General features: G+C 65.6%; 24 protein-coding genes. 8 read left to right on the top strand and 16 right to left on the bottom strand.

Annotated elements, in window-relative coordinates; translation table 11 throughout:
• The first annotated feature begins 99 nt into the window (after positions 1-99).
• A complete protein-coding gene (locus ACP3TD_RS05950) occupies positions 100-834 on the top strand; it encodes a YoaK family protein (protein ID WP_426766085.1) in 735 nt (244 codons plus the stop codon).
• A 52-nt stretch (positions 835-886) separates the two neighbouring features.
• Here the strand turns inward: ACP3TD_RS05950 and ACP3TD_RS05945 are convergent, their stop codons facing one another.
• The 3 genes from ACP3TD_RS05945 to ACP3TD_RS05935 form a co-directional block, all read right to left on the bottom strand.
• Complete coding sequence (locus ACP3TD_RS05945; protein ID WP_426766084.1) at positions 887-1,045, bottom strand: MFS transporter small subunit; 159 nt, start codon at positions 1,043-1,045, stop codon at positions 887-889.
• Position 1,046: 1 nt separating this feature from the next.
• Complete coding sequence (locus ACP3TD_RS05940; RefSeq protein ID WP_426766083.1) at positions 1,047-2,441, bottom strand: OFA family MFS transporter; 1,395 nt, start codon at positions 2,439-2,441, stop codon at positions 1,047-1,049.
• A gap of 151 nt (positions 2,442-2,592) precedes the next feature.
• The gene (locus ACP3TD_RS05935) at positions 2,593-3,183 is read right to left on the bottom strand and encodes a GNAT family N-acetyltransferase (RefSeq protein WP_426766081.1); all 591 of its coding nucleotides are present in this window, start codon (positions 3,181-3,183) and stop codon (positions 2,593-2,595) included.
• 77 nt (positions 3,184-3,260) lie between these two features.
• Between ACP3TD_RS05935 and ACP3TD_RS05930 the strand changes: the two genes are divergently transcribed.
• From ACP3TD_RS05930 to ACP3TD_RS05920, 3 genes are all read left to right on the top strand, one after another.
• A complete protein-coding gene (locus ACP3TD_RS05930) occupies positions 3,261-4,937 on the top strand; it encodes an FAD-binding dehydrogenase (protein ID WP_426766080.1) in 1,677 nt (558 codons plus the stop codon).
• A gap of 141 nt (positions 4,938-5,078) precedes the next feature.
• Positions 5,079-5,978: a universal stress protein gene (locus ACP3TD_RS05925; protein WP_426766079.1), complete on the top strand. Its 900-nt coding sequence runs from the start codon at positions 5,079-5,081 to the stop codon at positions 5,976-5,978.
• A gap of 124 nt (positions 5,979-6,102) precedes the next feature.
• Entirely contained in the window at positions 6,103-6,744 is a 642-nt protein-coding gene (locus ACP3TD_RS05920) for a hypothetical protein (RefSeq protein WP_426766078.1), read from the top strand.
• A 25-nt stretch (positions 6,745-6,769) separates the two neighbouring features.
• On the opposite strand, the gene ACP3TD_RS05915 is transcribed toward ACP3TD_RS05920, so the two are convergent.
• From ACP3TD_RS05915 to ACP3TD_RS05905, 3 genes are all read right to left on the bottom strand, one after another.
• Positions 6,770-7,024: a hypothetical protein gene (locus ACP3TD_RS05915; protein WP_426766076.1), complete on the bottom strand. Its 255-nt coding sequence runs from the start codon at positions 7,022-7,024 to the stop codon at positions 6,770-6,772.
• A 266-nt stretch (positions 7,025-7,290) separates the two neighbouring features.
• Complete coding sequence (locus ACP3TD_RS05910) at positions 7,291-8,037, bottom strand: excalibur calcium-binding domain-containing protein (RefSeq protein ID WP_426766075.1); 747 nt, start codon at positions 8,035-8,037, stop codon at positions 7,291-7,293.
• Between the two features lie 67 nt (positions 8,038-8,104).
• Complete coding sequence (locus ACP3TD_RS05905) at positions 8,105-9,376, bottom strand: GmrSD restriction endonuclease domain-containing protein (protein WP_426766073.1); 1,272 nt, start codon at positions 9,374-9,376, stop codon at positions 8,105-8,107.
• Positions 9,377-9,762: 386 nt separating this feature from the next.
• Here ACP3TD_RS05905 and ACP3TD_RS05900 point away from each other — a divergent pair, with 386 nt between their 5' ends.
• The 3 genes from ACP3TD_RS05900 to ACP3TD_RS05890 all read left to right on the top strand — a co-directional run bounded on the left by ACP3TD_RS05900 (position 9,763) and on the right by ACP3TD_RS05890 (position 11,116).
• Positions 9,763-10,155, top strand: a complete 393-nt coding sequence (locus ACP3TD_RS05900) for a VOC family protein (RefSeq protein WP_426766071.1) — start codon at positions 9,763-9,765, stop codon at positions 10,153-10,155.
• A 95-nt stretch (positions 10,156-10,250) separates the two neighbouring features.
• A complete protein-coding gene (locus tag ACP3TD_RS05895) occupies positions 10,251-10,889 on the top strand; it encodes a hypothetical protein (protein WP_426766070.1) in 639 nt (212 codons plus the stop codon).
• The gene (locus ACP3TD_RS05890; protein ID WP_426766069.1) at positions 10,889-11,116 is read left to right on the top strand and encodes a helix-turn-helix domain-containing protein; all 228 of its coding nucleotides are present in this window, start codon (positions 10,889-10,891) and stop codon (positions 11,114-11,116) included. Before ACP3TD_RS05895 ends, ACP3TD_RS05890 begins: the two co-directional genes overlap by 1 nt.
• On the opposite strand, the gene ACP3TD_RS05885 is transcribed toward ACP3TD_RS05890, so the two are convergent.
• The 5 genes from ACP3TD_RS05885 to ACP3TD_RS05865 are packed head-to-tail and all read right to left on the bottom strand — an operon-like array spanning position 11,113 to position 15,574.
• The gene (locus ACP3TD_RS05885) at positions 11,113-11,619 is read right to left on the bottom strand and encodes an N-acetyltransferase family protein (protein WP_426766068.1); all 507 of its coding nucleotides are present in this window, start codon (positions 11,617-11,619) and stop codon (positions 11,113-11,115) included. The genes ACP3TD_RS05890 and ACP3TD_RS05885 overlap by 4 nt on opposite strands.
• A gap of 31 nt (positions 11,620-11,650) precedes the next feature.
• Complete coding sequence (locus tag ACP3TD_RS05880; protein ID WP_426766066.1) at positions 11,651-12,676, bottom strand: LacI family DNA-binding transcriptional regulator; 1,026 nt, start codon at positions 12,674-12,676, stop codon at positions 11,651-11,653.
• A 35-nt stretch (positions 12,677-12,711) separates the two neighbouring features.
• Positions 12,712-13,443, bottom strand: a complete 732-nt coding sequence (locus tag ACP3TD_RS05875) for a cupin domain-containing protein (RefSeq protein ID WP_426766065.1) — start codon at positions 13,441-13,443, stop codon at positions 12,712-12,714.
• Between the two features lie 2 nt (positions 13,444-13,445).
• On the bottom strand, positions 13,446-14,411 hold the full coding sequence (locus tag ACP3TD_RS05870) for a PmoA family protein (protein WP_426766064.1): 966 nt from the start codon (positions 14,409-14,411) through the stop codon (positions 13,446-13,448).
• 29 nt (positions 14,412-14,440) lie between these two features.
• A complete protein-coding gene (locus ACP3TD_RS05865; protein WP_426766062.1) occupies positions 14,441-15,574 on the bottom strand; it encodes a Gfo/Idh/MocA family protein in 1,134 nt (377 codons plus the stop codon).
• 264 nt (positions 15,575-15,838) lie between these two features.
• Between ACP3TD_RS05865 and ACP3TD_RS05860 the strand changes: the two genes are divergently transcribed.
• A complete protein-coding gene (locus ACP3TD_RS05860) occupies positions 15,839-18,217 on the top strand; it encodes a beta-glucosidase (protein WP_426766060.1) in 2,379 nt (792 codons plus the stop codon).
• Positions 18,218-18,268: 51 nt separating this feature from the next.
• Here ACP3TD_RS05860 and ACP3TD_RS05855 read toward each other — a convergent pair whose 3' ends face one another.
• From ACP3TD_RS05855 to ACP3TD_RS05835, 5 genes are read right to left on the bottom strand one after another with little or no spacing between them, the layout of a single operon-like run.
• Entirely contained in the window at positions 18,269-18,991 is a 723-nt protein-coding gene (locus ACP3TD_RS05855; protein ID WP_426766058.1) for a DUF624 domain-containing protein, read from the bottom strand.
• Between the two features lie 49 nt (positions 18,992-19,040).
• Positions 19,041-20,675 carry an extracellular solute-binding protein gene (locus ACP3TD_RS05850; RefSeq protein WP_426766057.1) on the bottom strand — a complete coding sequence of 545 codons (1,635 nt, stop codon included), beginning with the start codon at positions 20,673-20,675 and terminating at the stop codon, positions 19,041-19,043.
• Between the two features lie 6 nt (positions 20,676-20,681).
• Positions 20,682-21,611 carry a carbohydrate ABC transporter permease gene (locus ACP3TD_RS05845; RefSeq protein WP_314216177.1) on the bottom strand — a complete coding sequence of 310 codons (930 nt, stop codon included), beginning with the start codon at positions 21,609-21,611 and terminating at the stop codon, positions 20,682-20,684.
• A gap of 26 nt (positions 21,612-21,637) precedes the next feature.
• Positions 21,638-22,618 carry an ABC transporter permease gene (locus ACP3TD_RS05840; protein WP_426766056.1) on the bottom strand — a complete coding sequence of 327 codons (981 nt, stop codon included), beginning with the start codon at positions 22,616-22,618 and terminating at the stop codon, positions 21,638-21,640.
• Positions 22,619-22,627: 9 nt separating this feature from the next.
• A complete protein-coding gene (locus ACP3TD_RS05835; RefSeq protein ID WP_426766054.1) occupies positions 22,628-24,700 on the bottom strand; it encodes a beta-galactosidase in 2,073 nt (690 codons plus the stop codon).
• Positions 24,701-25,059: the final 359 nt, after the last annotated feature.

Here is a 25,059-nt window from a genome sequence, read left to right as displayed (position 1 = left end):
TTCGCTTCCGCGCACCTTCGCGGGGCGCGCGACGCCGTCGTCCGTCACCGGCGCATACTGGAAACCTCCCCCGTTTCCGGACCAGCGAAAGGCGACCGCATGCCCGCACGCTTCTTCCCCGCCGAGCCGTCCCGGCTGCACCTGGTGCTCATGCTGATGCTGACGTTTTCCACGGGGGTGATTGATGCGGTGGGCTATCTGGGCCTGGACCGCGTCTTCACTGCCAATATGACCGGCAACGTGGTGATCCTGGGCATGGCGCTGATGGGCGGCGACAACCTGCCCGTACTGGGACCGGTGGTGGCGCTGGCCGGCTTCATGGGGGGTGCGTTGATTTCCGGCCGTACCCTGCGCCTCACCAAATCCGGCTGGTCGCACCGCACCAGCGCACTGCTGGTGGGCGTGGGAACCGTGATGGCCGCCGTGGCCGTGGCCCTGCTCAGCGGTGTGACCCCGCGGAACAACGAGCCTCTGACGGTCGCGATCACCGGCGTCCTGGCGGTGGCGATGGGGGTACAGGCCGCCACCGCACGTCACCTCAACGTCAAGGACGTGTCCACAGTGGTGGTCACCTCCACCATCACCGGACTGGCCGCCGATTCACGGCTGGGCGCCGGCACGCATCCGTTCTGGGGCCGGCGGCTCGCCGCGGTGGGCCTCATCATGGCCGGCGCGGCATTGGGCACCGGGCTCCTGCAGATTCACATGGGCTTCGGCGTGCTGATGACCGCGCTGCTCACGCTGTTCGTGGCGCTGGTGGGCCGGTCCTCCCTGACCCGCCGGAATGCCGCAGCGTCGGCACCGGACCCGGGGGCCGGCGTCGTCAGCGGTTGAGCACGCGTCCGCTGCGTGACAAAGGCGCGGGCCGCCGTCGGACGCGGAAGGCTCAGCTGAACAGGGCCGCAACCCGCGTAAGGGTTTCGTAGACGCCGTAAGCCAACGGCACCCCCACCAGGGCCCAGCCCAAAGCGAGCTTCCCGGTGGCGGTGTTGACTGCCGCGGTAGTGTCCGGCGTCGAGGGATTGTTGTTGGGGACGTTGCTCATCTCAGGCCTCCATGGCGGGTACGTGCGGGCGGTCCAGGTCCGGGCGGGGTTCGTGGAATCGTGCGCTGACGGGCTTGACCAGCAGGTTCGCCACAAATCCGACCACCAGCAGCCCCACCATGGTGAGCAGCGCAGGCTGGTAGGACGCCGCGGTCAGCTGGCCGGGCTTGCCCTGGGCGTCCAGGAAGGCGTTGACGATCAGCGGGCCTGCGACGCCGGCGGCGGACCAGGCGGTCAGCAGCCGGCCGTGGATGGCGCCCACCTGGAAGGTGCCGAAGAGGTCGCGCAGGTAGGCGGGGACGGTGGCGAAACCGCCGCCGTAGAACGAGATGATGAGGAACGCCAGCGCCACGTACAGGATGGTGGTGCTGGATCCGGCCAGCGCCAGCACCGTGTACAGCACGGCCCCGACGCCCAGGTACAGCATGTAGATGCGCTTGCGGCCGGTGACATCCGAGGTGGCACTCCAGGCGAACCGGCCCGTCATGTTGCCGATGGACAGCAGCCCCACGAACCCGGCGGCGACGGCGGCACTCACCGCGGAGGCGCCGTCGGACGTCCTGAAGAAGTCCTGGATCATGGGTGCCGCCTGCTCCAGGATGCCGATGCCCGCGGTGACGTTGCAGAACAGGGCCACCCACACGAGCCAGAACTGCGGGGTCTTCACGGCGTTCTTGGCGGAGACGTTCTCGGTGGTCACCAGTTTGGCGGCCTTGACCTTGGCGGGGTCGAACCCGGCGGGCCGCCAGCCGTCGGCGGGGACTTTGATGGTGAAGGCGCCGAACAGCATGTACACGAGATAGACGACGGCGAGGGTCAGGAAGAGCTTGCCCACGGCATCGCCGCTGGCCACCCAGCCCTGCGCGCCGGAGTTGGGATCGTACGCCCTGAGCAATGCCGTGGACACCGGGCTGGCGATGAGGGCCCCGCCGCCGAAGCCCATGATGGCCATGCCGGTGGCCAGACCGGGCCGGTCCGGGAACCACTTGATCAGCGTGGACACCGGCGAGATGTAGCCGATGCCCAGCCCGATGCCGCCCACCACGCCGTAGCCCAGGTAGACGAGCCACAGCTGATGCGTGAAGATGCCCAGCGAGCCGATCAGGAACCCGCCCACCCAGAACATGGACGAGGTGAACATCGCCTTCCGCGGGCCGTTCCGGTCCACCCAGGTGCCCATGATCGCGGCGGACAGTCCCAGCATCACGATGGCGATGGAGAAGATCAGGCCGATCTCGGTGAGGCTGGCGCCGAAATGCTTGACAAGCGCCGTCTTGTACACGCTGGTGGCGTACGCCTGGCCGATGCAGAGGTGGACGGCGAGCGCCGCCGGCGGTACCAGCCAGCGGTTGAAACCCGCCGGCGCGATGGTTCTTTCACGGTCCAGGAAGCCCATGGCTGATTCCCCTGCTCGATAGACGTCAGTGTCCGGCAGTCCAGAGGCTCATGGCCCTACCCTCGGACCTTTGGGCACCTCAACACGCCTCCGGCCATCCTGCGCCAAATGATCAGTAAACGTAGGATTCCTGCGGTGAGTGGTGGGAGATTCACGGTGAGCGGCGCTCCCCTGGCCTGGCAGCAGCAGGCGCCGAGGGTGCGTCTTCCCAGGCGCGGCGGGCCAGATCGATCCAGTACCGCCGGAAGTGCCCGCCGTCGTTATCCGGCCGGACGTCCTCCAAAAGGCCCCCGCACCGTTCGATGGTCCGGGCCGAGGCGGCGTTGCCGTCGTCGCAGGTCAGGAGGACGCGGTCCGGTTCACCCCGATCAGCCAAGCGGGCGCAGACCTGGCGCAGTGCCCAAGTGGCAACACCCTGGCCGCGGTCCGCCGGCCGGACGCCGTAACCAATGTGCCCACCCGAGTTCAGCAGCGCCGGCGTGAGGTAGTGGCGGAAAGCGATGGACCCCACATACCGGGAACCCTTGGTGATCCACCAGTAGGTGCACGGAACAATGCCGCCCGTCCCGTCCGCCTGTTCGGCGTTCGCCAGCTTGTGCACCCAGGCCTCGAAACCCGCCAGGCTGCTGACGTCATCGCCCGCGAACAGCCCGGCACCGTCCTGATGGGTTCCGGCCCATTCGCGGTGCGTCTCCAGGAAGGAGCGGTAGAAGGAAACATCGGGGGCTACCAGTTCAAACATGTCCATGACCCTATCCCGCCGCTGCTGTAGGTTGATGCTGGACTCTCACTTACCTCTCAACCAGGGCGGATATTCGGATGGACGCTGACGTCATCATCATCGGCAGCGGGCTGGCAGGGCTGGTGGCGGCCAACGAACTGGTGCGGGCCGGCAAGCGGGTGGCGATCGTGGACCAGGAGAACGCGGCGAACCTGGGCGGCCAGGCGTTCTGGTCACTCGGCGGCCTGTCCCTGGTGGACACCCCCATGCAGCGCCGCCTGGGCGTCCGGGACTCCTTCGACCTGGCCTGGCAGGACTGGCAGGGCTCGGCGCAGTGGGACCGGCTGGCGGGACCGCTCGCTGAGGACGAGTGGGCGCAGCAGTGGGGCCGCACCTACGTGGAGTTCGCCGCGGGCGAGAAGCGTTCCTGGCTGCACCGGCAGGGCATCCGCTTCACGCCGCTGGTGGGCTGGGCCGAGCGCGGCGACGGACAGGCGGGCGGGCACGGCAACTCGGTGCCGCGCTTCCATGTCCCATGGGGCACCGGTACCGGCGTCTCAGAACCTTTCGCGGACAAGGCACGGGCGGCTGCGTTTGCAGGGAGCGTCCGGTTCCATTTCCGGCACCGGGTGGACGGTTTAACGTACGACGGCGGCGCGGTCACCGGGGTGCGTGGCTCGGTCCTGGCACCTGATTCTTCGCCGCGGGGCGTTTCCTCCAACCGGGACGTCGTGGGCGAATTCGAACTGCGGGCCCAGGCGGTGGTGATCGCGAGCGGCGGCATTGGCGGCAACCACAGCCTGGTGCGGCGCTGGTGGCCGGAACGGCTGGGGACGCCGCCGGAAAAGATGGTGACCGGTGTGCCGGAACACGTCGACGGGCGGATGCTGGACATCGCCGAGGGAACCGGGGTGCGGCTGGTGAACCGCGACCGCATGTGGCACTACACCGAGGGCATTCAGAACTGGAACCCCATCTGGCCGGACCATGCCATCCGGATCCTGCCCGGGCCGTCGTCGCTCTGGTTCGATGCGTTAGGGCGCCGACTGCCCGCACCCGGGCTGCCCGGCTACGACACGCTTGGCACCCTTCGTTTGTTGCGGACCACCCCGGACATCCAGCAGCACAGCCATTCCTGGTTCATCCTCAACCAGCGGATCATCGAGAAGGAGTTCGCCCTCTCGGGATCCGAACAGAACCCCGACATCACAGGCCGCGACGTCAAGCTCCTGCTCCGCAGCCGCCTGGGAAAGGGTGCGCCGGGTCCCATCGAGGCCTTCAAGCAACACGGCGCCGACTTCGTCGTCGCGGACAACCTGGCGGACCTGGTCCGCGGCATGAACGGGCTCACTGCCGAGGCCTTGCTGGACCGCGAGCACCTTCGGCGGCAGATCGAAGAACGCGACGCCGAAGTACGCAATCACTACTCCAAGGACTCGCAGGTGGCGGGCATCCGCAACAGCCGCCGCTTCCTGGGCGACCGGCTCTTCCGCACCGTCAAGCCGCACCGGATCCTCGATCCTGCCGCAGGGCCGCTCATCGCGGTGCGCCTGCACGTGGTCACCCGTAAGAGCCTCGGCGGGATCCAGACCAACCTTGCCGGCCAGGCCCTCGGGCAGGACGGCTCCCCCGTTCCGGGCCTCTACGCCGCAGGGGAAGCGGCCGGGTTCGGCGGCGGCGGCGCCCACGGCTACAACGCCTTGGAGGGGACCTTCCTGGGCGGCTGCCTCTTCACCGGCCTGACTGTAGGACGCTCGCTGGCCCGGTCGCTATAGATTCTGTCTCCGCAGTTGCTGTGGCGCTCCAGGGGACATTGGCACTGTGCCCAAGCGCGCCCTGCCCTAGGATCGGCATAAGGCAAACGACCCCGGCACTCCACGACGACGTGGCGGCCGGTACCTGGAAATGGGGGCATTGTGGAATCCAAAGCCATCGTGGTGGGCTATGACGGATCGGAACCGGCCGCACGGGCGGTGCGGTGGGCAGCAAAACAGGCGTCACTGCGCAACGTCCAGCTACACCTGGTGCACTGCACGCTCTGGCCCCTGCTGACGAAGAACCTTGGCCCGGTCCCCGGCATTGCGGACAGCGGTTTGCAGCGGGCGGCGGAAATCACGCTCGAAGAAGGCGTTGGGCACGCAAAGCAGGCCTCCCCCGGCGTCGACGTCCGTACCAGCCTGGTCTCCGGCAGCCCTGCCGTGCATCTTCCCAAAATCGCGGCGGACCAGGAACTGCTGGTGGTGGGAAGCCGCGGGCTCGGAGGGTTCATGGGACTGCTGGTCGGTTCCGTGAGCCTGGAGCTGGCAGCTACGGCATCGTGTCCCGTTGCCGTGATCCGGGAAGGCGGCGACCCTGACGGCCCCGTGCTGGTGGCCGTTGATGACTCGGGTTCGCCGGCCGCACTCGAGGATGCCTGCACCGCAGCCACTGCTGCGGGAACCCGGCTCATCGTCACCCACGTCCGGACAGTGCCTGCCGGCTACCGACTGGTCCGCGACCCCGTGGACCCCGGCGCCGCAGCGGAGGCTCTCCTGGATGCCGCTGTGGCAAAGGCCCGGGGACTTGCTCCGGGACTCACCGTCGAAAAGCAACTCCTTACCGACCCTTCGGTACCCCGCGCCGTCCTGCACGCTGCCGAGGGAGCCCGCCTGACCGTCGTCGGGACCAAAGGGCATGGGGTGATTAAGGGCAGCATCGGTTCCGCCGCGCATGCCATCCTCCACCACGCCAAAGGCCCGGTGCTCGTCTCCCGGCGCCGGCCCGCGGAGGTCATCGGATCCGGTGAAGGTAGCCATGCGCGCCATCATTCCGTGTGACGCACCGCACATCAAGGCCGGTCCGCGGAGCTAGACTGGCCGGATCAGGACGGATTGGGGGATCCACAGTGGCGTGCCGCTGTTCCGCTGGTCAGTCGCAGCCAGTGGATTCCCAAGGAGCACAGTGACTTTCTTTCAGGACTTTCCCGTTCCTCCCCGGCCGGCCCAGCCGAGGGCAACGCGCTACATTCCGCCGCCGTGGGCTGGCGCACCCGCCCACGAGCTGCCGGTGGCCGTGAACCTGGGCCGGTTCCTGCACTTGAAGCCAACTGTGGCGCTGACGCTCAAAAGCGCCGACGTCTATTCCACAGGGTGCCTGTTCAACGTTGGCTGGCTCTTCCGCCGCGGCGAGCAGGACGAGGACGCCTGGTCCGACCTGCACCACGCCTTCTTCCAGCCCGGGATGGGCCACCGCCACGCCAGCACCCAAAACAACAACCTCATGTTCGGAGTGGAATTCCCGGACGGCTCGAGGGCGAGTACCGCGCACCAGCCCATTCCGGGATTCATGGAACCCGCTGTGGAACCGGAGCCTCCTGTCCTCGCCCTCCGCGGCGGAGGCGGCAGCGGTGGTGACGACGAACTCTCCGGTTCAGGCACGCTGTGGCTGTGGCCGCTGCCTCCGGCTGGCGACCTCCGGCTGGTGGCGCAGTGGACCCAGTTCGATCTGGCCGAAACATCCGTGATGCTCGACGGCGGGGCGTTACGGGATGCGGCCGCCGGAGTCCAGCACTTCTTTCCGGAGGAGGACACACCGGAGCGCTGAGGCGCCGGTGCGACGTGGCACCTGCTCAGGCGCCGTCGTCGTACGCGTCCGTGTCTTTCGGCTCGGGGGAAACGATGCTGCCGTAGCCCTGCAGGAACATCCGGCGCCCCTGCCCCTCGTCCGTCCAGACCCAGACGATCGCGTAGTCGGAGGTGACGGCGTCCACGGTGCCCGTGCCGGTGGTGGTCCCTTCGGCAAAGTGGACCCGCTCCCCTACTGAAAGTCGGGGGTGTCGAACTTTCTTCCGCCGCGGCTGCGGCGGAGCCGCCGGCGCTACCATCGCAGCGCTTCGGGGCGGGCGGTGTCCTGGTCCTGGTGCATCAGCTTCCTCGGCTCGCGGGCGGGTCGGTCAGCTCATTACAACCCTGCCCGCTGCTCCCAGGTCACGCGATGCCGCGTGGTGAAGCCAGACTAGCGCGCCGGGCTGCGTGCGGCACCGGTTCGCAGCACGGAACCGAATGTGACTGGGCAAAGCGAATCTCCGCACGTTGCCGGTTGCACCGCCCGCGTGTGGGCAATGCAACCAGCAACGGCGGCTACGTAGGGCTACTTTTCGCAGCCGATACCGTCTCCGTCGCGGTCAAGGTGGCGTCCGTAGCCCGGCGACCCCGCGCGGACGGGCGCGGCACCGGCGGCTTTGGCAGCAGCACAGTTGGCGTAGTAGGCGGCGGCCGGTGCGGGCGCAACCGGCGCTGGTGCAACAGGCGCTGGTACTTGCTGCGCCTGCTGGGCTGCCGCATCCCGGGCTGCCTGGTCTGCAGCAGCCTTGTCACGCGCAGCCTGATCAGCCGCGGCCTGCGCAGCAGCTGCCTGATCGGCGGCGGCTTTGTCAGCAGCAGCCTTCGCGGCCGCGGCAGCTTCGGCAGCAGCCTTATCTGCGGCTGCCTTCTCCGTAGCAGCCTTTTCCTCCGCGATCTTCTCGAGGGACTTCACCCCGAGACGGACCGTGGATCCCTTTGCCGCTTTGGCGCCGCTGGCCGGGTCCTGGGTCAGCACCTGCCAGTTCTTCTCCACCAAAATCTTCTTGCCGTCGACGCCGTCCACGGCCTCGACCTTGAACCCGAGGTCCTCCAGCTGCTTCTTGGCCTTGTCCAGAGTCATACCCACCACGCCGGGAACGGCGACGGCGGCTTCGGCCGTTGCGCTCGCGGCAGGAGTGGCAGCAGAGGCCGGCTCCACTGCCGCCTGCTTGCCGCCGCAGCCTGTGAGCAAGAGCCCTGCCAGCACGGCCATGGCCAGCGATTTCTTCAGCTGTCCCGCGTTTGGGCGGGCAGCAGAGTACAGATTGTTCATGATTCCCCCTAGGAATGCGATGTGTTGGTGATGCGGATGAAGTCAGAAGCCGGGAAACGAAGAGCGACTATTCGCAGGCGATGCCATCAGAGTCGCGGTCCAAAGCTGAGCGGTATCCGGCCTGCCCGGCATACAGCGGTGCAGCTCCGGCAGCCCGTGCGGCAGCACAGTTCGGGTAGTAGGCAGCAGCCGGGGCGGGTGCAACGGGCGCGGGTGCTGCAGGAGCAGGAGCCACCGGGGCCGGGACGGGTGCGGGAGCCGGCGCAGCAGGAGCGGGTGCAACGGGAGCAGGCTGCACGGCAGCAGGTGCTGGCGCGGCCGGCGCAGGTTCAGCCACAACAGGTGCCACCTGGTCGGTCGGTGCCAGCTGCCCGGTGCAGTCCGCCAGGATCCGGGCCATCGCGTCATGCTCTGCCTGGGTCACCCACAGCGAGTAGGTAGCCTTCACGGAAATCTGCCGGGCAACGTATTCGCACCGGAAACCCTTGTTCGGCGGGAGCCAGGTGGCGGCGTCCCCGTCGCCCTTCCTGATATTCGTGGGACCGTCCGTCGCCTGCAGGTTCAGTGGATCGTTGGCGAACGCCGTGCGCTGTTCGGTGCTCAGCTGCTGGGCGCCTTTCTGCCAGGCATCGCTGAGCGCCACCACGTGGTCGATCTGCACGGCAGTGCTGGTGGCTGAGCCGCGGACAAAGTTGATGTTCGAGCCCGTGTAAGGATCGGCCAGCGTCCCGGACTTCACCTTGCACGGGACGCTGTTGACGTAGAGGACGCCGGTCAGGTCCCGCTTGAGGATGTCGTTCCGGGTATCGCAGCCGTTGCGGTCCACATCCGCCCAAGCCTGTCCGAACAGTGCGCGGTCGTATCCGGTTTTCGGCGCCCGGCCCTTGATGGGCAGCGTGGCCAGCAGGTCCAATGCTTTGGTGGCGTAGGCCGGCTGGGCGTTCGGCGCCGCGGCCGTAACCCCGGAGGCCAGGGCGTAAGCCGTGTCCGGGTCGAGGGGTTCGCCGCTGGCCTGCGCCGTAGCCGACGGAGTGGGGACGGACGACGGCGACACTGCCGCCGACGGTGCGGCGGGAGCCGTCGAGGGAGCTTCTTTCGCCGTTCCCGCCGCGGCGGCCGCCTCAAGGTCTGCGGAGGTGGAACGCGGCAAGGCAATACCGCCGGCCACCAGGAGGGCGAATGCCGTGCCCAGCGCGACGGCACCGGCCTTGCGTCGTGCAGGCAGCCACGCCCAGGAGCGCCGGCCGGTGACCAGGACGTAAAGGCCTGTCAGTGCCACAGAAATGGCCAGGAAGATCAGCGCACCGCCCACGCCGCCGCTTAAAGCGCCAAGCAGCATAAACAATGCGGTAATAGCGCCAACGATGAATGTTGATGCGCGCGGTTTCTGCGGCGGCTTCGGTGCCGGCGCAGACGGAAATGACCCCAGAAGGGTCGGATACTCGGACATTTTCCCCCATTTGTGAGGGCCCAAATAAATTGCGGCCCCGCACTTGCCGGGCCTCCTGCTAAGCCCGACAAACTCATCGTCGCTGAGCCTATTCCCAGGGCGGAACGATATTCAGACTTCCAGCCAATGCTCGGGCAACATTGCGCCAGCCTTGATTCGATCTTGAGGAAAGTCCGTCGCACTCGAATGGGCAGCCTTAACATTTGCAAATTACCGGGCCTCGCCATCCGGAAATTCCCGCAGGAAGGCACTGCCACAAAGGTAGAGTGGCGCGCATGGAAATGCGCCTTGAAGTTGTCCAGGTGCCCGTGTCCGACGTCGACCGGGCTAAAGAGTTCTACACCGAAAAGCTGGGCTTTGTGCTGGACCACGATGTGGAGCACATCCCGGGGATGCGGGTGGTGCAGCTGACTCCCCCGGGCTCGCCCACGTCAGTAGTCATCGGCACAGGAATGACCGCGATGGCGCCGGGCAGCCTGGAAGGACTGCAACTGGTCGCGCCGGACCTCCCCGCCCTTCGCGCCGAGCTGGTGGACCGCGGCGCGGACATCAGCGAGGTCCAGGACATGGGCGGCGTGCTGTTTGCCCACTTCGCCGATCCGGACGGCAACCGCTGGGTCCTCCAGGGGGCGACTCCGCCCGCCGTCAGGGACGCGCACACAGCGTAGGCACTAACGGCCGCGGAAGCTTGACCGAAGGCTGGCCGAGCCGCTAAGTTATCGAATATCGTTAATAACGATATTCGATAACTTATGGGGGAAACATGAAGCTGGCCAAGCGCACCGGACGTCCGTCGGAGAACAGGAAGCGCGAGGTGGTGTCCAGGACGGATGCCCTGGTGCTGATGGTCGGCTCGGCCGTGATCGCCGCCGGCTCAAGCGTCATGTCCGTCGTCGGCATCGCGGACATCTTTTCCGGACCCGTCACGCTGACGCTGCCCGTTGATCCAACCCAGAAAGTGGCTGGCCTGGAGCTCGGCGCCGAGGCCCGCTTTTCCGCCGTCGACGCCACCATCCCGGCCCTCCCCGGCGCCGAGGCCCGGCAGCTGGCGTGGGCAGCCGCACTGACCCAGGTTGGCGTCCTTGCCGTACTGACCCTGCTGTTCCTGCTGGCGTTCCGGTTGCGGGGCGATACGCTGTTCACCAGGGGCTCGGTGTGGATCATTGGCGCCTGCGGAGCGGCCCTGGCACTGGCCGGCACGGCAGGCCAGGTGCTGGACCAACTGGCCCGGACACGGCTGGCCGATGCCATCGGGCTGAATGCAGACAGCGCCCCCGGCAGCGTCATCTTCGAAGGCACCATCAGCCTGCTGCCTGTCGTGGCCGGAATCGCGCTGATCCTCATCGCCGGCGTCTTCCAGTTCGGCGGCCGGCTCCAGAAAGACACCGAGGGCCTGGTCTGATGCCCGCGGAGGAAACCACCGGCATCCACTGCAGGCTCGATGAATTGCTGGAGCAGCGCGGCATGACGCTGACCGAGCTCAGCAAACGGGTGGGCGTCAGCCTGGTGAACCTCTCGGTCCTGAAGAATGACCGCGCCAAGGCCATCAGGTTTTCCACCCTCGCCGCAGTCTGCACCGCGCTGGACTGCGGCGTGGGAGACCTGCTGGTGACAGAGCCTGCCGGCTAGGAATCCACTCGCCGGTCCCGGACCATCCGCAGCTCCGGCACGCCCTCCCACTCGGGCGGAAGGTGGCCGCGTCCGCCGTCGAACGTGAAACCCTGGTGGCGGTAGAAAGCCTGCGCCTTCGTGTTGTCCTCAAGCACCCACAGGTATGCCGGAGCGTCACCGAGGGCGGCAGCCAGCAACGCTGTTCCCAACCCTGTCCCCTGTGCCTTGGCCAGGACGAATATGGAGTAGAGCTCCAGGGGAAACGGCGCGTGCTCGTGGCGCGAGGGCCCGGCATCGGCCAGGCCGACAATCTCACCGTTGGCATCCTCGGCAACGATCCGTGGGTGCGGAACGTCAAGATACGGCCGACGGCGGGCCACGCGTTCCGGCACGGACCGTCGCCGTTCCGCGAAGAAACCGGGCGACAGCAGGTGCCCGTAGCTTTCCTCGTGCGCGGCCGTATGCATCAGCACGACATTCTCGGCGTCATCCGGGGTGGCCTGGCGAAGCACATAGTCCATGGCCCCAGCCTAGCCACTGCCGGAGCCGGGGTCAGCGCTTCGCGGGCGCCGCCGTTGACCCGCGGACCACCAGCTCCGTACCCAGCTCGATGCGTTGGGGCAGCTCCTCGTCGCCGTCCAGGTGCCGCAGCAAAGCCCGCATGGCGGTCTCGGCCATCTGCACCACCGGTTGGCGGACTGTGGTCAGGCCCGGCTCAATCCACTCGGCCGCCGGAATGTCGTCGAACCCGATGATGGACAGGTCCTCCGGGATCCGCAGCCCGGCGGCACGCGCAGCCCTGTAGGCGCCCATGGCCTGGTCGTCATTTCCGGTGAATATCGCAGTCGGCCTGTCCGGCAGTTCCAGGAGTTTGCGGGTGGCCGCCTCGCCGGACTCGATGGAGAAGTCCCCCGGGACCATCAGCGCAGGATTCACTGCTATGCCCCCGCGGCGCAACGCGGAAATGTAGCCATCCTCGCGAGCGCTGCTGCATTGCAGGTCCTCGCGTCCGCCAATCATGGCGATCCTCCGGTGCCCGAGTTTCAGCAGGTGGTCAGTCGCCGAAAATGCGCCGTCCCAGTTCGCCGCACCCACGGTCATCAGGTCCGGGCCCGGCTGGCCGACGGGATCGATCAGCACCACCGGAATTCCCAGGGACTTGATGCGTTGGATCTGCTTGGCATCCAGTTGGTACACGGCCATCAGCAGCCCGTCGGATTTCCGCTCCGCCAGGTTTGCCAGCCACGGCCGTATGCGGGAACCGTCCATGCTGAGGCTGCTCACCACAGTGCCGTACCCGGCGTCCTGTGCCACCCGCTCCACGCCTTCGATGATTTCCAGCGCCCATTCGGACCCCAGGCCGGGGAAGACCAGGTCCACCAGCCCGGCCTTCTGGCGGCGTTTGGCAGGCCGGCGGGCGTAGTCACGCCGGGCGATGATCTCTTCCACCCGGGCGCGGGTCTCGGCAGCCACGTGGGCGTGCCCGTTCAGCACCTTGGACACGGTGGGAACGGAGACCCCGGCCTCCCGGGCAATTTCGCTGATTGTTGCACGCCCGGTGTCCTGCTTGCTCACCACAGAAGCCAACCTTTCACCCGGGGATTAGGCCGGTGTCAGTTATCGGAAAGTTCCCACGCCTGGATCCGGCCGCACATGCCAAAGATCCTGTGGTTTTCCCGTTTTCCCATGGTAGTGCGGGCTTTGCTCAGATAGAAACTTTCGGCCGTATCCAGAGATCGTAGTTGCTGACGGGTGGTTTCGGCCTGCTGAACCGCTCCGCCGGCCAGCACCCGCCCCCACGTCCCGTTCATTGACCCGGCCAGCCGGGCGGCCGCGGCATGGAAATCCCCCAAGGCACGTGGTCCGCTTCTCAGGACGGCCTCCTTGAGCTCAAGGTATCCTTCCAACGCGAGATCACGACGGCGGCGCGCAGCGTTCTCCGCTGCGGCGAGTCCGGCGTCCGCATCGCCATGGTCCAGAACGGCCGCCCGGCGGTACACCGCGGCGTCCACCAGATGCTCCGGCGGGAAGGTCATGACGGCGTCGCCGCGCTCCGGAAGGCCGGCATTCTGCATCACCACCAGGACCTTGAGGTCGCCCGAATCGTTGATGGCCCGGTGAACTGTGCCGGGTGTAAACCACAGCACCGTGCCGGGAACCAGCGGGGTCGATGTGAAGCCGTTCGAATCCAGCGTCTCAAGCCGGCCGGCGCCCTCCTGCACCACGTAGGCCTCGGTGGAGGCCGTGTGGAGGTGCGGTGAGCCCCCGGCGGCGCCGTCCGCACCGGGCCAGTCGTAGATGCTGATCTCGGACAGTCCGGTGGCCCCGGGAAAGCTGGAGCCCACCCTTACACCCAGCTGGTGAGCGCTGCCTGGGCGGCATCGCCCAGAGCCTCGGCGCGGGCCTGGTCCACACCGCCGTCGGCGATCACGACGGCGTAGCGGTACGTCAGCTGCGCACCCTCCCCCAGCGGCACTTCTTCGCTGAAGAAGGGTGCGGACCCCAAACACGCGAACATGGAGGATCGGGCAAACCACTTGCCGGGGGCGCCGGGATTTCCTGTGCCCTCCACAAACATGATGGTGGAGGAACGGCAGCTGACATCGTGCTTGCCCGTGAAAGCGATCCATGGCGAACGGGTGCCCATGAATTCGTCGGTGCCCGTGCCCTCCGGGCTGCGGAACTCGCCACCGGTGAACGAGCGGGGCCCCCGCCAGAACAGGCCGCCGTAGCCGGCGTTGTGGCGGCCCTCCGTGGTGGGGCTGCCGATCAGGATCTCTTCGCCTGAGATGTTGCCCATCGTTGTTTCGAAAAGGATGGCATACGCGCCCTCCAGGTCCGCGACGGTCCGGACGGGGCCGGCCAGCAGCTGGATGCTGAAGCGGCGGTACTCCTCGATAACCGGCTGTCCCGCCTGGGACGTCCAGGTGAGGGCTTCAGATGCACTGATCCCCTCTCTGGTGTCACTGATGGCAGTGAACGCCTGGTGCGTCATGGCGCCGTTGTTTTCAAGGTTGGCGTACTCCGTGGCGCGTGTGTAAGTGGCGCCGCCCCAGAAGTTGTGCGGGCCTACGTTGGGCAGCGCCCACGAGAGTCCTTTATGCCAGACGTGATCCCACGGCCTGGCAATGGTCACCTCGTCGCCGCCCAGGGTGATGAGCGGATGAAAGAAGGGACGCGGACTTTCGTACTGGTCGTCGGTGGGCCGGTACGTGTAGGTGGCAATGGCCCGGCCATCCACGGTGAAGGTGAGGGCGGCTCCGTTGTCCTGGTACTCCAACTGGCCGACGGAAGTGGTTGCGGGAATGGTCATGCTGGTGGCTCCTTGGATGGGGGTGAATGTCAGGTGCGGATGCTGCCCGCGGCGGACGTGTTGAGTGCCAGGGCTCCGAGGACGCTGGTGCCTAGCCCTTCTCCGTCCATGCCGCCGTAAAACGGGTGCCCCTCAACAATCTGGCCGCGACGGACTGCCCCGCCGGTGAATGCCGAGGCGTAGATCGCGGCAGCGAGCTCCAGCGTTCGCCGCGCCGAGCCGGCCCCGGCTGGGAGCAGCCGCCCGTCGTCGAGCGCGTCATACATGGCCAGGAACTGAGCTGAGTGTCCGCTGCCGCGCTCCAGAAACTGGCTGCGCCAGGCGGAGGCCACCCGGTCTTCATGCCCGGGGGCCCCGGTAATGGTCCAGTTGTCCGTGCTGTAGCCGTAGAGGTGGCTGAGTTCCACGGTGGCAAACTCGCAGTCGATCCTGATGTCAGAGGTTTCCCGGGGCGAGAGAAGCGAGTTGACGATGGTGGCCACAGCGCCGTTCCGGAAGCGGACCAGCGCCGCGGAAACGTCCTCCGTGGACGTCGCCCGGGCCTGGCGGCCGGCAATGGCGGTGACTTCTTCCCATTCGCCGAGCAGGTGCAGGAGGAGATCGAACTGGTGGATTCCGTGGCCCATGGTGGGCCCGCCGCCTTCAGCGTCCCACGTTCCGCGCCAGGGAAGGTCCCAGTAGCTGTCCGGACGGTACCAGAGGGTGTCGCACCGGGCCACGAGCGGACGGCCGAACTCGTTACCCCCAACCAGTTGGCGGGCAGCGGCCGCGGCATCACCGAAGCGGTGCTGGAAGACGCAGGAGAACTCAGCACCGCCGTTCGCCTGTGCCGTTTCCAGCCGGTCGAAGTCAGCCAAACTGAGGGCCGGGGGCTTCTCGGACAGAACGTGGACGCCCGCCTGCAGGCATTCAAGCGCCTGCCGTATATGGAACACGGGCGGGGTACAGAGATGGACGATGTCCGGTTTGGCGTCCGCCAGCAACTCGGCGAGCGTGAGGTAGGCGCCGGGAATGCCGTATTGCTGCGCAAAGGCGCTGAGGCGGTCCTGGTCCACGTCACAGGCCGCCACAAGTTCAGCCCGCCCTCCGGTTCTGGCCAGATTGTCCGCGTGCACCGCAGCAATTCCGCCGGTCCCCACGATGGCCACTCTGTATGTCCGCATATTCTCTCCGTCGTTGCAGGGTCCGCGTGGTGCCTGGTGTCCTGGGTTGTCGACCCGTGCCAGTCCCTGATGGGCAAGCCAACCTCGGCTGGAAACTTTCGCTGTCCATACGGAAGTTTCCAGCGGCAGATCGCAGCAACTTTCCGGGTCAACGCTTCAACCGTAGGAATATTTCCTTTAAACAGTCAAGGCCTTTGCTCTAGAAACTAACAGGAAATTCCTGATACTTTCTAAGTGACCAGTTCACGATCCTAGGAGAAGCCCGTGACCAGCGGTGCCGCCGAGAAGCAAGCCACTCCCAACAGCACCTCCGGCATTGAGCCGCGTGACCCCGGCGAAGACTTCTCCATCGAGGAATTGGTCCGCGACATGACGCTTGAGGAGAAGCTGGCCCAGCTGGTGGGCGTGTGGGTGAATGCCTCCACGGACGGTGACTCCGTGGCGCCGCTGCAGAACCAGATGGCTGGCGACGCGAGGACTTGGGAGGACGTCATTTCCTCCGGGTTGGGACAGATCACCCGTATGTACGGCACAGTCCCGCTGGAACCGCTCGAGGGCGCGCGCCGGCTGGCCGCGGCCCAGGAACAGATCATGGCCGCCTCCCGGTTCGGCATCCCTGCGCAGGTACACGAGGAGTGCCTGGCCGGGCTCGCCGCATGGAAGGCCACGGCATTTCCCGTGCCGCTGGCCTGGGGAGCCACCTTCAATCCCCCACTGGTCCACCGCATGGCCGGCCTGATCGGTGCGCAGATGCGCGAACTGGGAATTCACCAGGGCCTGGCGCCGGTGCTCGACGTGGTGCGCGACCTTCGGTGGGGCCGGGTGGAAGAGACCATCGGCGAGGACCCGTACCTCGTGGGCACTGTGGCCAGCGCCTATGTTTCAGGCCTGGAAGGCACCGGAATCGTGGCTACGCTCAAACACTTCGTGGGCTACTCCGCTTCCCGGGCCGGACGGAACCACGCACCGGTTTCCATGGGTCCGCGTGAGCTGGCGGACGTCATGCTGCCACCGTTCGAGATGGCCATTAAGCACGGCCAAGCCCGCTCTGTGATGCACGCGTATACCGATACCGACGGCGTTCCCGCCGCCGCCAACCACGCACTCCTCACCGCGCTGCTTCGCGGCGAATGGGGATTCAACGGAACGGTGGTAGCGGACTATTTCGGGATCGCATTCCTCCACGCCACTCACGGTATCGCCGCCGATTCCGGCGAGGCAGCCGCGCTGGCCCTGGCTGCCGGAGTGGACGTGGAACTGCCCACGGTGAACTGCTACGGCAGGCCCCTGCTCGAACGTGTCCGCTCCGGCGAGGTTCCCGAATCGTTGGTGGACACCGCCCTCCGCAGGGTCCTGCTGCAGAAGCAGGAGGCCGGGCTCCTCGCGAAAGGCTTCCGCCCTGCTCCCCCGGCACTTGAAGCCGGATCCATCGATCTGGACCCGGCAGGTAACCGGGCGCTGGCCCGTGAGATCGCGGCACAGTCGCTGGTGCTGCTCGCGAACAAGACACACGGCAACAGCCCTTGCCTGCCACTGCCGGCCGCTGCCTTGGCATCCCTCGGTGTGGTGGGTCCGCTGGCGGAAGACCCGTTCGCGATGCTGGGCTGCTACTCATTTGACGCCCACGTGGGCGCATCCCATCCTGAGGTGCCCATGGGTATCCGGGTACCCACTGTGGCCGGAGCCGCCAGCGAGCGCTTCGGTGATGTCCTTTCCGCTGCCACCGGGACCTGCGAGGCCATCACTGAAGACCAGATTGCCGAAGCCTGCCGCATTGCCGCTTCGGTGGATACCTGCGTCATTGCTGTGGGCGACAACGCTGGCCTCTTTGGACGCGGCACCTCCGGAGAAGGCAATGATGCCGCAGACCTTCAGCTCCCAGGCGACCAGCACCGCATGTTGGACCGGGTACTCACGGCTGCAAGGGCCGCCGGGACGCGTGCCGTCGTCGTGGTCCTCAGCGGCCGGCCGTACGCACTGGGCGACTTCGCGGACCGCGCCGGAGCCATCGTCCAAGGCTTCTTCCCGGGCGAGGAGGGTGCAGAAGCACTTTGGGACGTTTTGGCTGGTTCGGTGAACCCGTCGGGCAAGCTGCCGGTATCCGTACCGGCCACCTCCGGAGGCCAACCGGGAACCTACCTGCGCAGCCGGCTTGCCGGCCCCTCCGGCGTCAGTGCGCTGGACCCCTCGCCGCTGTTCGGGTTTGGCCACGGCCTGTCCTATACGTCGTTCGGCTTCTCGGACCATGCCGCCGGCACTCCCACGATGCCGACCACGGGTGAAGTCAGCATCGGCTGCCTCGTGACCAACAACGGGGACGTGGACGGCGCCGAGGTGGTGCAGCTGTACCTGGAAGACCCTGTGGGTGAGGTGGTCCGTCCGGTCCGGGAACTGATCGGCTACGCGCGGGTGGAACTCGCGGCCGGTGCCTCCGCCCGGGTGGAATTCACTGTGCACGCCGACCGGACGTCATTCACAGGCATGGACCTGCAGCGCGTAGTCACACCCGGTCTGGTAAAGCTGCACGTGGCTACCTCCAGCACGCACGATGTCCACACACACGAAGTAATACTGCACGGCGAGCGCCGCGGGGCAGGCTTTGCCCGGGAAATGCTGACACCCGTCACGGTCACGCCGCAGTAGGGGGTGCCGCACCCGGCTCCCGGTGTCCTGGGGAAGGACTGCTTTGAACAGTTACGGCGTACCGGGCTCTTCCGGGGGCGCAGCAGTGAACTTCTCCTCCACCAGGCGCAGCAACGGGCGGGAGTTCAGGCAAACCAGGAACAGCGCGGTTCCGGCCATGACCGGCAGCAGCAGCGCGGTGGTCATCAGCAGCAGGGTGGCGGAAACGAACAGGATGCCCGCGTTGCCCAGGACCACGCGCTTCTGGGCCCCAAAGCTGTACAGGGACAGCCGGTACAGGTCCTGCGTGCGGAAGGAGAACCGGGCCTGAAGCAGCAGCGCATTCGTTGATGCCGTGGCCACCAGGAGCGCCATCACCAGCAGCGCCAACCGGAATGCGGGTCCTGCAGGATTGTCAGTCCCCAGCCCGGCAGGCACTCCCGCCAGGTTGGTGGTGATCACTGCCAGGGCGAGCAGATAGGGCAGCCATACCTTGATGGCCTGCACAAAGTTCAGCCGGTAGCTCTGCTGGAAGTCCCGGAAGACGCCGTGCCCATGTCCGGCCAGCAACCGGTTGAATGCATAGGCGCACGCCACCAGCGCCGGCCCCCAAGGAACCAGTGCTGCGAGGACCAGCCAACCTCCTGCGGCACCGGCCACAGGCTGGGCCGCCAGTGCCGGCAGCAAAAAAGCATTGGCCAGGACCAGCAGGCCAGAGCCCATCATCACACCGGCAACGGTGCCGGCCACCCTGAACAGCGGGCCGGCACCGTACTCCGTCTTCTTCTGAACCACTTACTGCCTTTCGGTCACCGCAGAAGGCCTGCCGCCGCCGTCGTACGCGTTATTTTTTCTCCGCGTAGGCCTTGTAAGCCTTGTTGGCCAACTCTACGTATTTGCCCATTCCCTTGGCGTCCAGTTCCTTGACGTAGGCGTCGAACTCGGCAAGGCTCCGCTGCCCGGTGATGAACTTCAGCGTGTTCTGCTTGACATGGTCCTTCAACGGGGTGAGCACCAGAGTGGCCTGCTCCCGGTCGGTGTCACTGAAGGGGACGGGCGGCGAGACAGCCTTGGCCTTCTTGCTCTTCATGGCCTCCTGGAAGGCCAGTTCCTCGTCGTTGAAGGTGGACTGCAGGAGGTCCGTGGTGCCGCCGTAGGCGAAATTGCCCCCGGAGAACCCGTAGTCCACCCGCAGGTCCTTGGAGCCGGAAGGGTTCAGTCCCTGGAAGTTGATGTCCTTGGCCAGGACGCGCTTGCTTCCTTCCTTGGTGTAGGTGGTTCCCTGCACGCCCCACTTGGAAAACTCCTGGCCGGCATCGCTGTAGAACAGCCAGTCGATGTACTGCATCAGGGCCACGAAACTGTCTTTGTCCTTGACCGACGAGTTCAGCATGATGCCGTTCTCCAGCCGGGACCCGCCGATGACGTCGCCTGCCGGACCGCCGGGAACAGTGATTTTCCGGACGGTGAAGTTTCCCTTGCCCAGGGACTGCTCCATGGACGTTCGGTAGGTGATGATGTTCTGGGAATTGGCGCTGATTACGAATGACTTGCCCGAGGTGAACTTCTGGATCGCCGAGTCGTCGGTCTGGGTGAAGCTCTCGGGGTCCATCAGCCCCTCGGACACCAGGGAGTTGAAGTACGTCACCAGGTCCTTGAACTGGCTGGTGGCGGCGCCGAAGGTGAACTCCTTCTTGTCCTCGTCGAAATTCAGGCCGTCCACGAGTCCCCAGCCTGCCACCGTGTTGAAGGCGTTGCCGGCGATGTTCAGCACACTGTTGCCGTTGAACCGGTCAGAGAAGGGCACGATGTCGGGGTGGGACTTTTTGAGTTTGCGCAGTACTTCGCGGAATTCATCCCAGGTCTTGGGCTCGGCAATGCCTTCCTTTTCCAGCACGTCCGTGCGGAACGCCAGTGTGTAGTCGGGCCACAGCTCTTCGTGGAGGCCCGGCAGCACGTAGTACTTGCCGTCTTGCTGGGTCAGGCCCTCAATTTCGGCCTCGAGCTTCCACTTCTTCACCTTGTCCTGGTAGTGGGGCATGAGGTCCACATAGTCGCTGACAGGCAGGACGGCCCCGGACGAGACGTAGGCGCTCTCCTGCCCGGGATAGGTCTTGGCGATGATTTCCGGGGCACTTCCGGAACTGATGAGCAGGCTTCGCTTTTGTTCGTAGTCGCTGCTGGGCACGATGGTGGGTTGGAGCGTGACGTTGTTGTCGCTGGCCATCTTGGTGAACAGCAGCCAGTCCTTTTTGTAGGGGTATGTGGGCTGGTCGCTGAAGAGGAAGGTGAAGGTCAGCGGCGCCGTCGCCTTGAACGTATCCCCCACCCCGAAGCTGTCCATCGCACCGTTGAGGGCCTTCGTAGTGTCTACCTTGCTCTCCGATTCGGCGTCGCATCCGGCCACCATCAGGCCGAAGGCTGCGAGCGCGGAGAGGCCGAGGAAGTCTCGTCTGCGGATCATGGGCTTTCCTTTCATAACGGTTTATTCCTTGACGGAGCCGAGCATGACGCCCGTGAAGAAGTACTTCTGGACGAACGGGTAGACACAAAGGATGGGTATGACGGTGAGGACGATGGTGACCGACTGGATGTTCGCGGCGATCTGGCCCACGTTTTCGGCGGTGCCGCCGGCGGAGCTTGCCGTGGTGACGCCGGCGATCATGTTCCGGAGGTAGATGGTCACCGGGAAGAGGTCCGGGTTGTCCAGGTAGAGGAAGGCCTGGAACCACGAGTTCCAGTTGGCCACCGCGTAGAACAACACCATGGTGGCCACGATGGCCTTGCTGAGGGGCAGGACTACTTTGAACAGGACGCCGTATTGGGTGAGGCCATCGATGGCGGCTGCTTCCTCCAGTTCCCGCGGCATGTTTTCGAAGAACGACTTCATGATGAGCAGGTTGAAGACGCTGATCGCGTTGGGTAGCACTACAGCCCACAGGGTGTCCCGCATGCCCAGCGATGTGATGAGCACGTAGTTCGGGATCAGCCCGCCGTTGAAGAACATGGTGAACACCGCGATGCCGATGAACAGGCCGCGTCCTTTCAGGTCTTTTTTGGCGATGGCGTAGGCGAAGCTGGTGGTGAGCACCATGGAGATGGCGGTGGCGACAACGGTGTAGAGGACGGTGTTGCCGTAGTTCCGCCAGAACGTCGAGTCCGCAAGGATCAGTTTGTAGGTCTCGGTGTTGAATCCCCGGGGTACGAGGTTGACTTGGCCGGCGTTAATGAACCCTTCGCTGGAGAAGCTTTGGGCGATGATGTTCAGGAACGGGTAGAGGGTGAAGAACACCACCAACAACAGGAACACCAGGTTGGCGGCCCGGAACACGCGCATGGCCGATGAGATCCTCATGTCTTTGACCAGGACCCCGGATTCTTTGGCGGGCCGGGCCTTCGTAGCGGCTTTCTGCATCACAGTCCCTTTCGTCCTTGCCCCGGTCACCACAGGCTCGTTCCTGCGAGCCGTTTGGAGAGGGCGTTCGCGGAGAGGATCAGCGTGAGGCCGATGACGGATTCGAACATGCCGATGGCGGCGGCGTAGCTGAAGTTGGACGACTCCAGGCCAACCCGGTACAGGTACGTAGAGATCACGTCCGAGGTTTCATAGTTCAACGGGTTGTATATCAGCAGGATCTTTTCGAACCCCACGGCCATGAACGTGCCGATATTCAGGATCAGCAGCGTGATGATGGTGGGCCGGATGGCCGGCAGCGTGATGTGCCAGGTCTGCTGCCAGCGGTTGGCGCCGTCGATCCGCGCGGCCTCATACAGTGTCTCGTCCACCCGGGTCAGCGCGGCCAGGTAAAGGATGGCGCCCCACCCCATGGTCTGCCACACCTCGGAGCTGATGTACATCGGCCGGAACCACCCGGCGTCCTGGGTGAAGTTGACCGTGGTGCCGAACACCGTGTTGGCGATCTGGTTCACTGTGCCGGTCATCGAGAAGTTCTGCAGGATCATGCCGGCGATGATCACCACAGACATGAAGTGCGGCAGGTAGGCCACAGTCTGGACGAACTTCTTGAACTTCTGGGAACGCAGCTCATTGAGCATCAGAGCGAAGATGATGGGCATTGGGAAGCAGAACAGGAGGGTCAGCACTCCCAGGATGATGGTGTTCTGGAAAGCCTGCCAGAAGCTGGGATCGTTGATGAAAAGGGTGACGTACTTCAGGCCGACCCACTTCTCGCCAAAGATGCTTCCGCCAGGTTGAAACTGCCGGAAGGCAATCACGTTGCCGGCCATTGGCAGGTAGCGGAACACAGCAAAGTAGGCCAGCGGCAGCAGCACCAGCGTGTACAGCCGCCAGTCCCGTTTGATGGCAAGTTTCCAGCCGCCGGGCTTCTTTCGAGGTTTTCCGGTCCGCTCCGGACCGTCTGAGGTGACCGCCTCGGGCGGTACTTCCAATCGCATGGCCATGGCTGCCTCCTACCTGCCGGTTCCGGCGGCTGTCGCTGCCGAGGTCGCTTCTTCAATGACCAGGACGCCGTTGGCGGCGAGCTCCACGGTTCCGGTGACGTCAGTCCCGGTCAGCAGGTCGGTGCCGCCGGCTCCAACATCTACTCCCGAAGGTGCGTCGTTGTGGTTGAGGACCAGCAGGAAGCTGCTGCCGTTGCCCGTCCGACGGCGGACCTGCACTCCGCGAGGTGCGTTGAGTTCGGGCCGTATCCCCGCAGCATCGCGTTCAGTTGCGAGCAACTGCTCCAGGAAGGTGCCATCCACGCGCGATGAGAGGTAGACGGCAGTGCCCGCACCGAAAGTGTTGCGGGTGACGGCGGGTGCTCCTGCAAGCCGTCCGGACGCGTAGGTGGCCAGGACGTCCGCGCCCGTGGTGTGCAGATGCTCTGTCCAGTAATCCGCAGAGGCTGTGCCGCCGTCGGCCGTGGAAAGTTTGACCTCTTCGCCGTCCCCGGCGAGCGGATGTAGTTCCTCGCTCCAGGCGCCCAGAACGTTGCGGAGAGCTCCGGGGTAGCCGCCGAGCCTGATGGTGTTGTCCTGGTCGACAATTCCGGAGAGGTAGCTGGCCACAAGGCGTCCGCCGCCGGACACAAAATCCTCGATACGCTGCGCGGCCTGGTCCGTCAGCAGGTAGCTGGCGGGAAGGACCACCAGGCTGTAGCCGCTGAGGTCGCTCCCGGCGTGCACGAAGTCCACCGGGATGTTGGCATCAAAGAACGGGCGGTACAGGCGGAGGACTTCCTGCGGGTAGCTCAGGTCCGAGCGCGGAGAGTTGCCCAGTTCCAGCGCCCACCAGCAGTCCCAGTCGAAGACGATGGCCACCTTGGCGGCTGAACGGGTGCCTGCGACACCTGACAGGCCCTTCAACTCACGGCCCAGTTCGCAGACTTCGCGGAAGACGCGGGTGTTAGGTCCCGCGTGGTTGACCATGCCGGAGTGGAAGCGCTCGGTGCCGCCGCTGGCCTGGCGCCATTGGAAGAACAGGATGGAGTCGGCACCCTGGGCAATCGCCTGATACGAGCCCAGACGCATCTTGCCCGGCAGCTTGGAGACGTTGACAGACCATTGACTGACTGCTGCCGTGGCCTGCTCCATCACCAGCCATGGCTGGCCTTTCCGCAGGGAGCGCATCAGGTCGAAGTTGAGGGCTGCGGCGACGTGGGCGTCCTGCTCCCTGGGGTCCGGGTAAATGTCCAGGGCCGCCGCGTCTTCCTCAGCAGCCCAGGCCCAGTAGTCATTGTTCTTGTAGAACCGCATGAAGTTAGTGACGATGGGCAGGCCAGGCGTGAAGCGGCGCAGGATGTCGCGCTGGGTCCTGTAGTGCGCAAGCATGCTGTCCGATGTGAACCGGTGGTAGTCCAGCCGGCGTGACGGGTTGGACCAGGTACGCGGTTGGGCGGGTGCGTTGACCTGTGCCCAGGCGGAGTAGACCTGGCCCCAAACGTCTGTGCTCCACGCACTGTTGAGGGCTTCCAGGCTGCTGTACTTGGCCTGGAGCCATTCCCGGAAGGCCAGGTCGGCATGGGGTCCGTAGGACACTGGACCGTATTCGTTATTGATGTGCCACATGCACAGGGCCGGGTGTCCGGCGTAGCGTTCGCCCATCTTTTCCGCAATGGCCCTGGACTTGGCCTGATAGACGGGGTGCGAGACGTCGAAGTGCTGGCGCGATCCGAATCCAAAGGTGCTGCCATCGGCCAGCACCGGCAGGATGTCCGGGTATTGCGCGATAAGCCAGGCCGGCGGAACCGCGTCCGGGGTGGCCAGGTCCACGCCAATCCCATTGGCATGCAACAGGTCCATAATGTCGTCGAGCCAGCCGAAGTTGTATTCGCCGTCTGCCGTTTCGAGCCTGCCCCAAGAGAACACGGCGAGCGTGACCAGGTTGACTCCGGCGTCTTTCATCAGGCGCACATCCTCGTCCCACACCTCCCGGGGCCACTGTTCGGGGTTGTAGTCCCCGCCGTAGGCGATGCCGCCAAGCCGCTCGCGCAGCCGCCTCAGGCGTTCTTCGGATGTGGTGGTGCTGTCCTCGCGGGTCATCGTTGTCCTTCGGTTTGGCATCGTGGCCGCGGGCTCCCCAGCAGTGCGACCTGCATCACACGAAGAAACTATCGTAAAGTTTCAGCAATAACAACCGTTTTGCTGATAAGACCGCAGACCCTGAGGATGGGCAGGCTGGGCAATGTGCACGCTAACAACGCGCAGGCGAGTACTTGTTTCTTACGGGGCCTTCGGGAACTGCCAAGGGAGCTTCTGCCGGGCTTCCTCATTCTTCAGGAAACTATCGGAGTCTTCTGCCCAACAAGGTGGGACGCAACGGGGCCTCCGAGCCTGCCCCTCATCCCACGCGGCGGCGACGAGCCGAGGCCGTTGCTGGCGGGCCAGCAGGCTGTACCCAG

The sequence above is a fragment of the Pseudarthrobacter sp. 1G09 genome (assembly GCF_050038305.1).
GTDB classification, from domain to species: domain Bacteria; phylum Actinomycetota; class Actinomycetes; order Actinomycetales; family Micrococcaceae; genus Arthrobacter; species Arthrobacter equi.
Note: the sequence above shows the minus strand (reverse complement) of the source record. Positions and strands in the feature narration are given on the sequence as shown.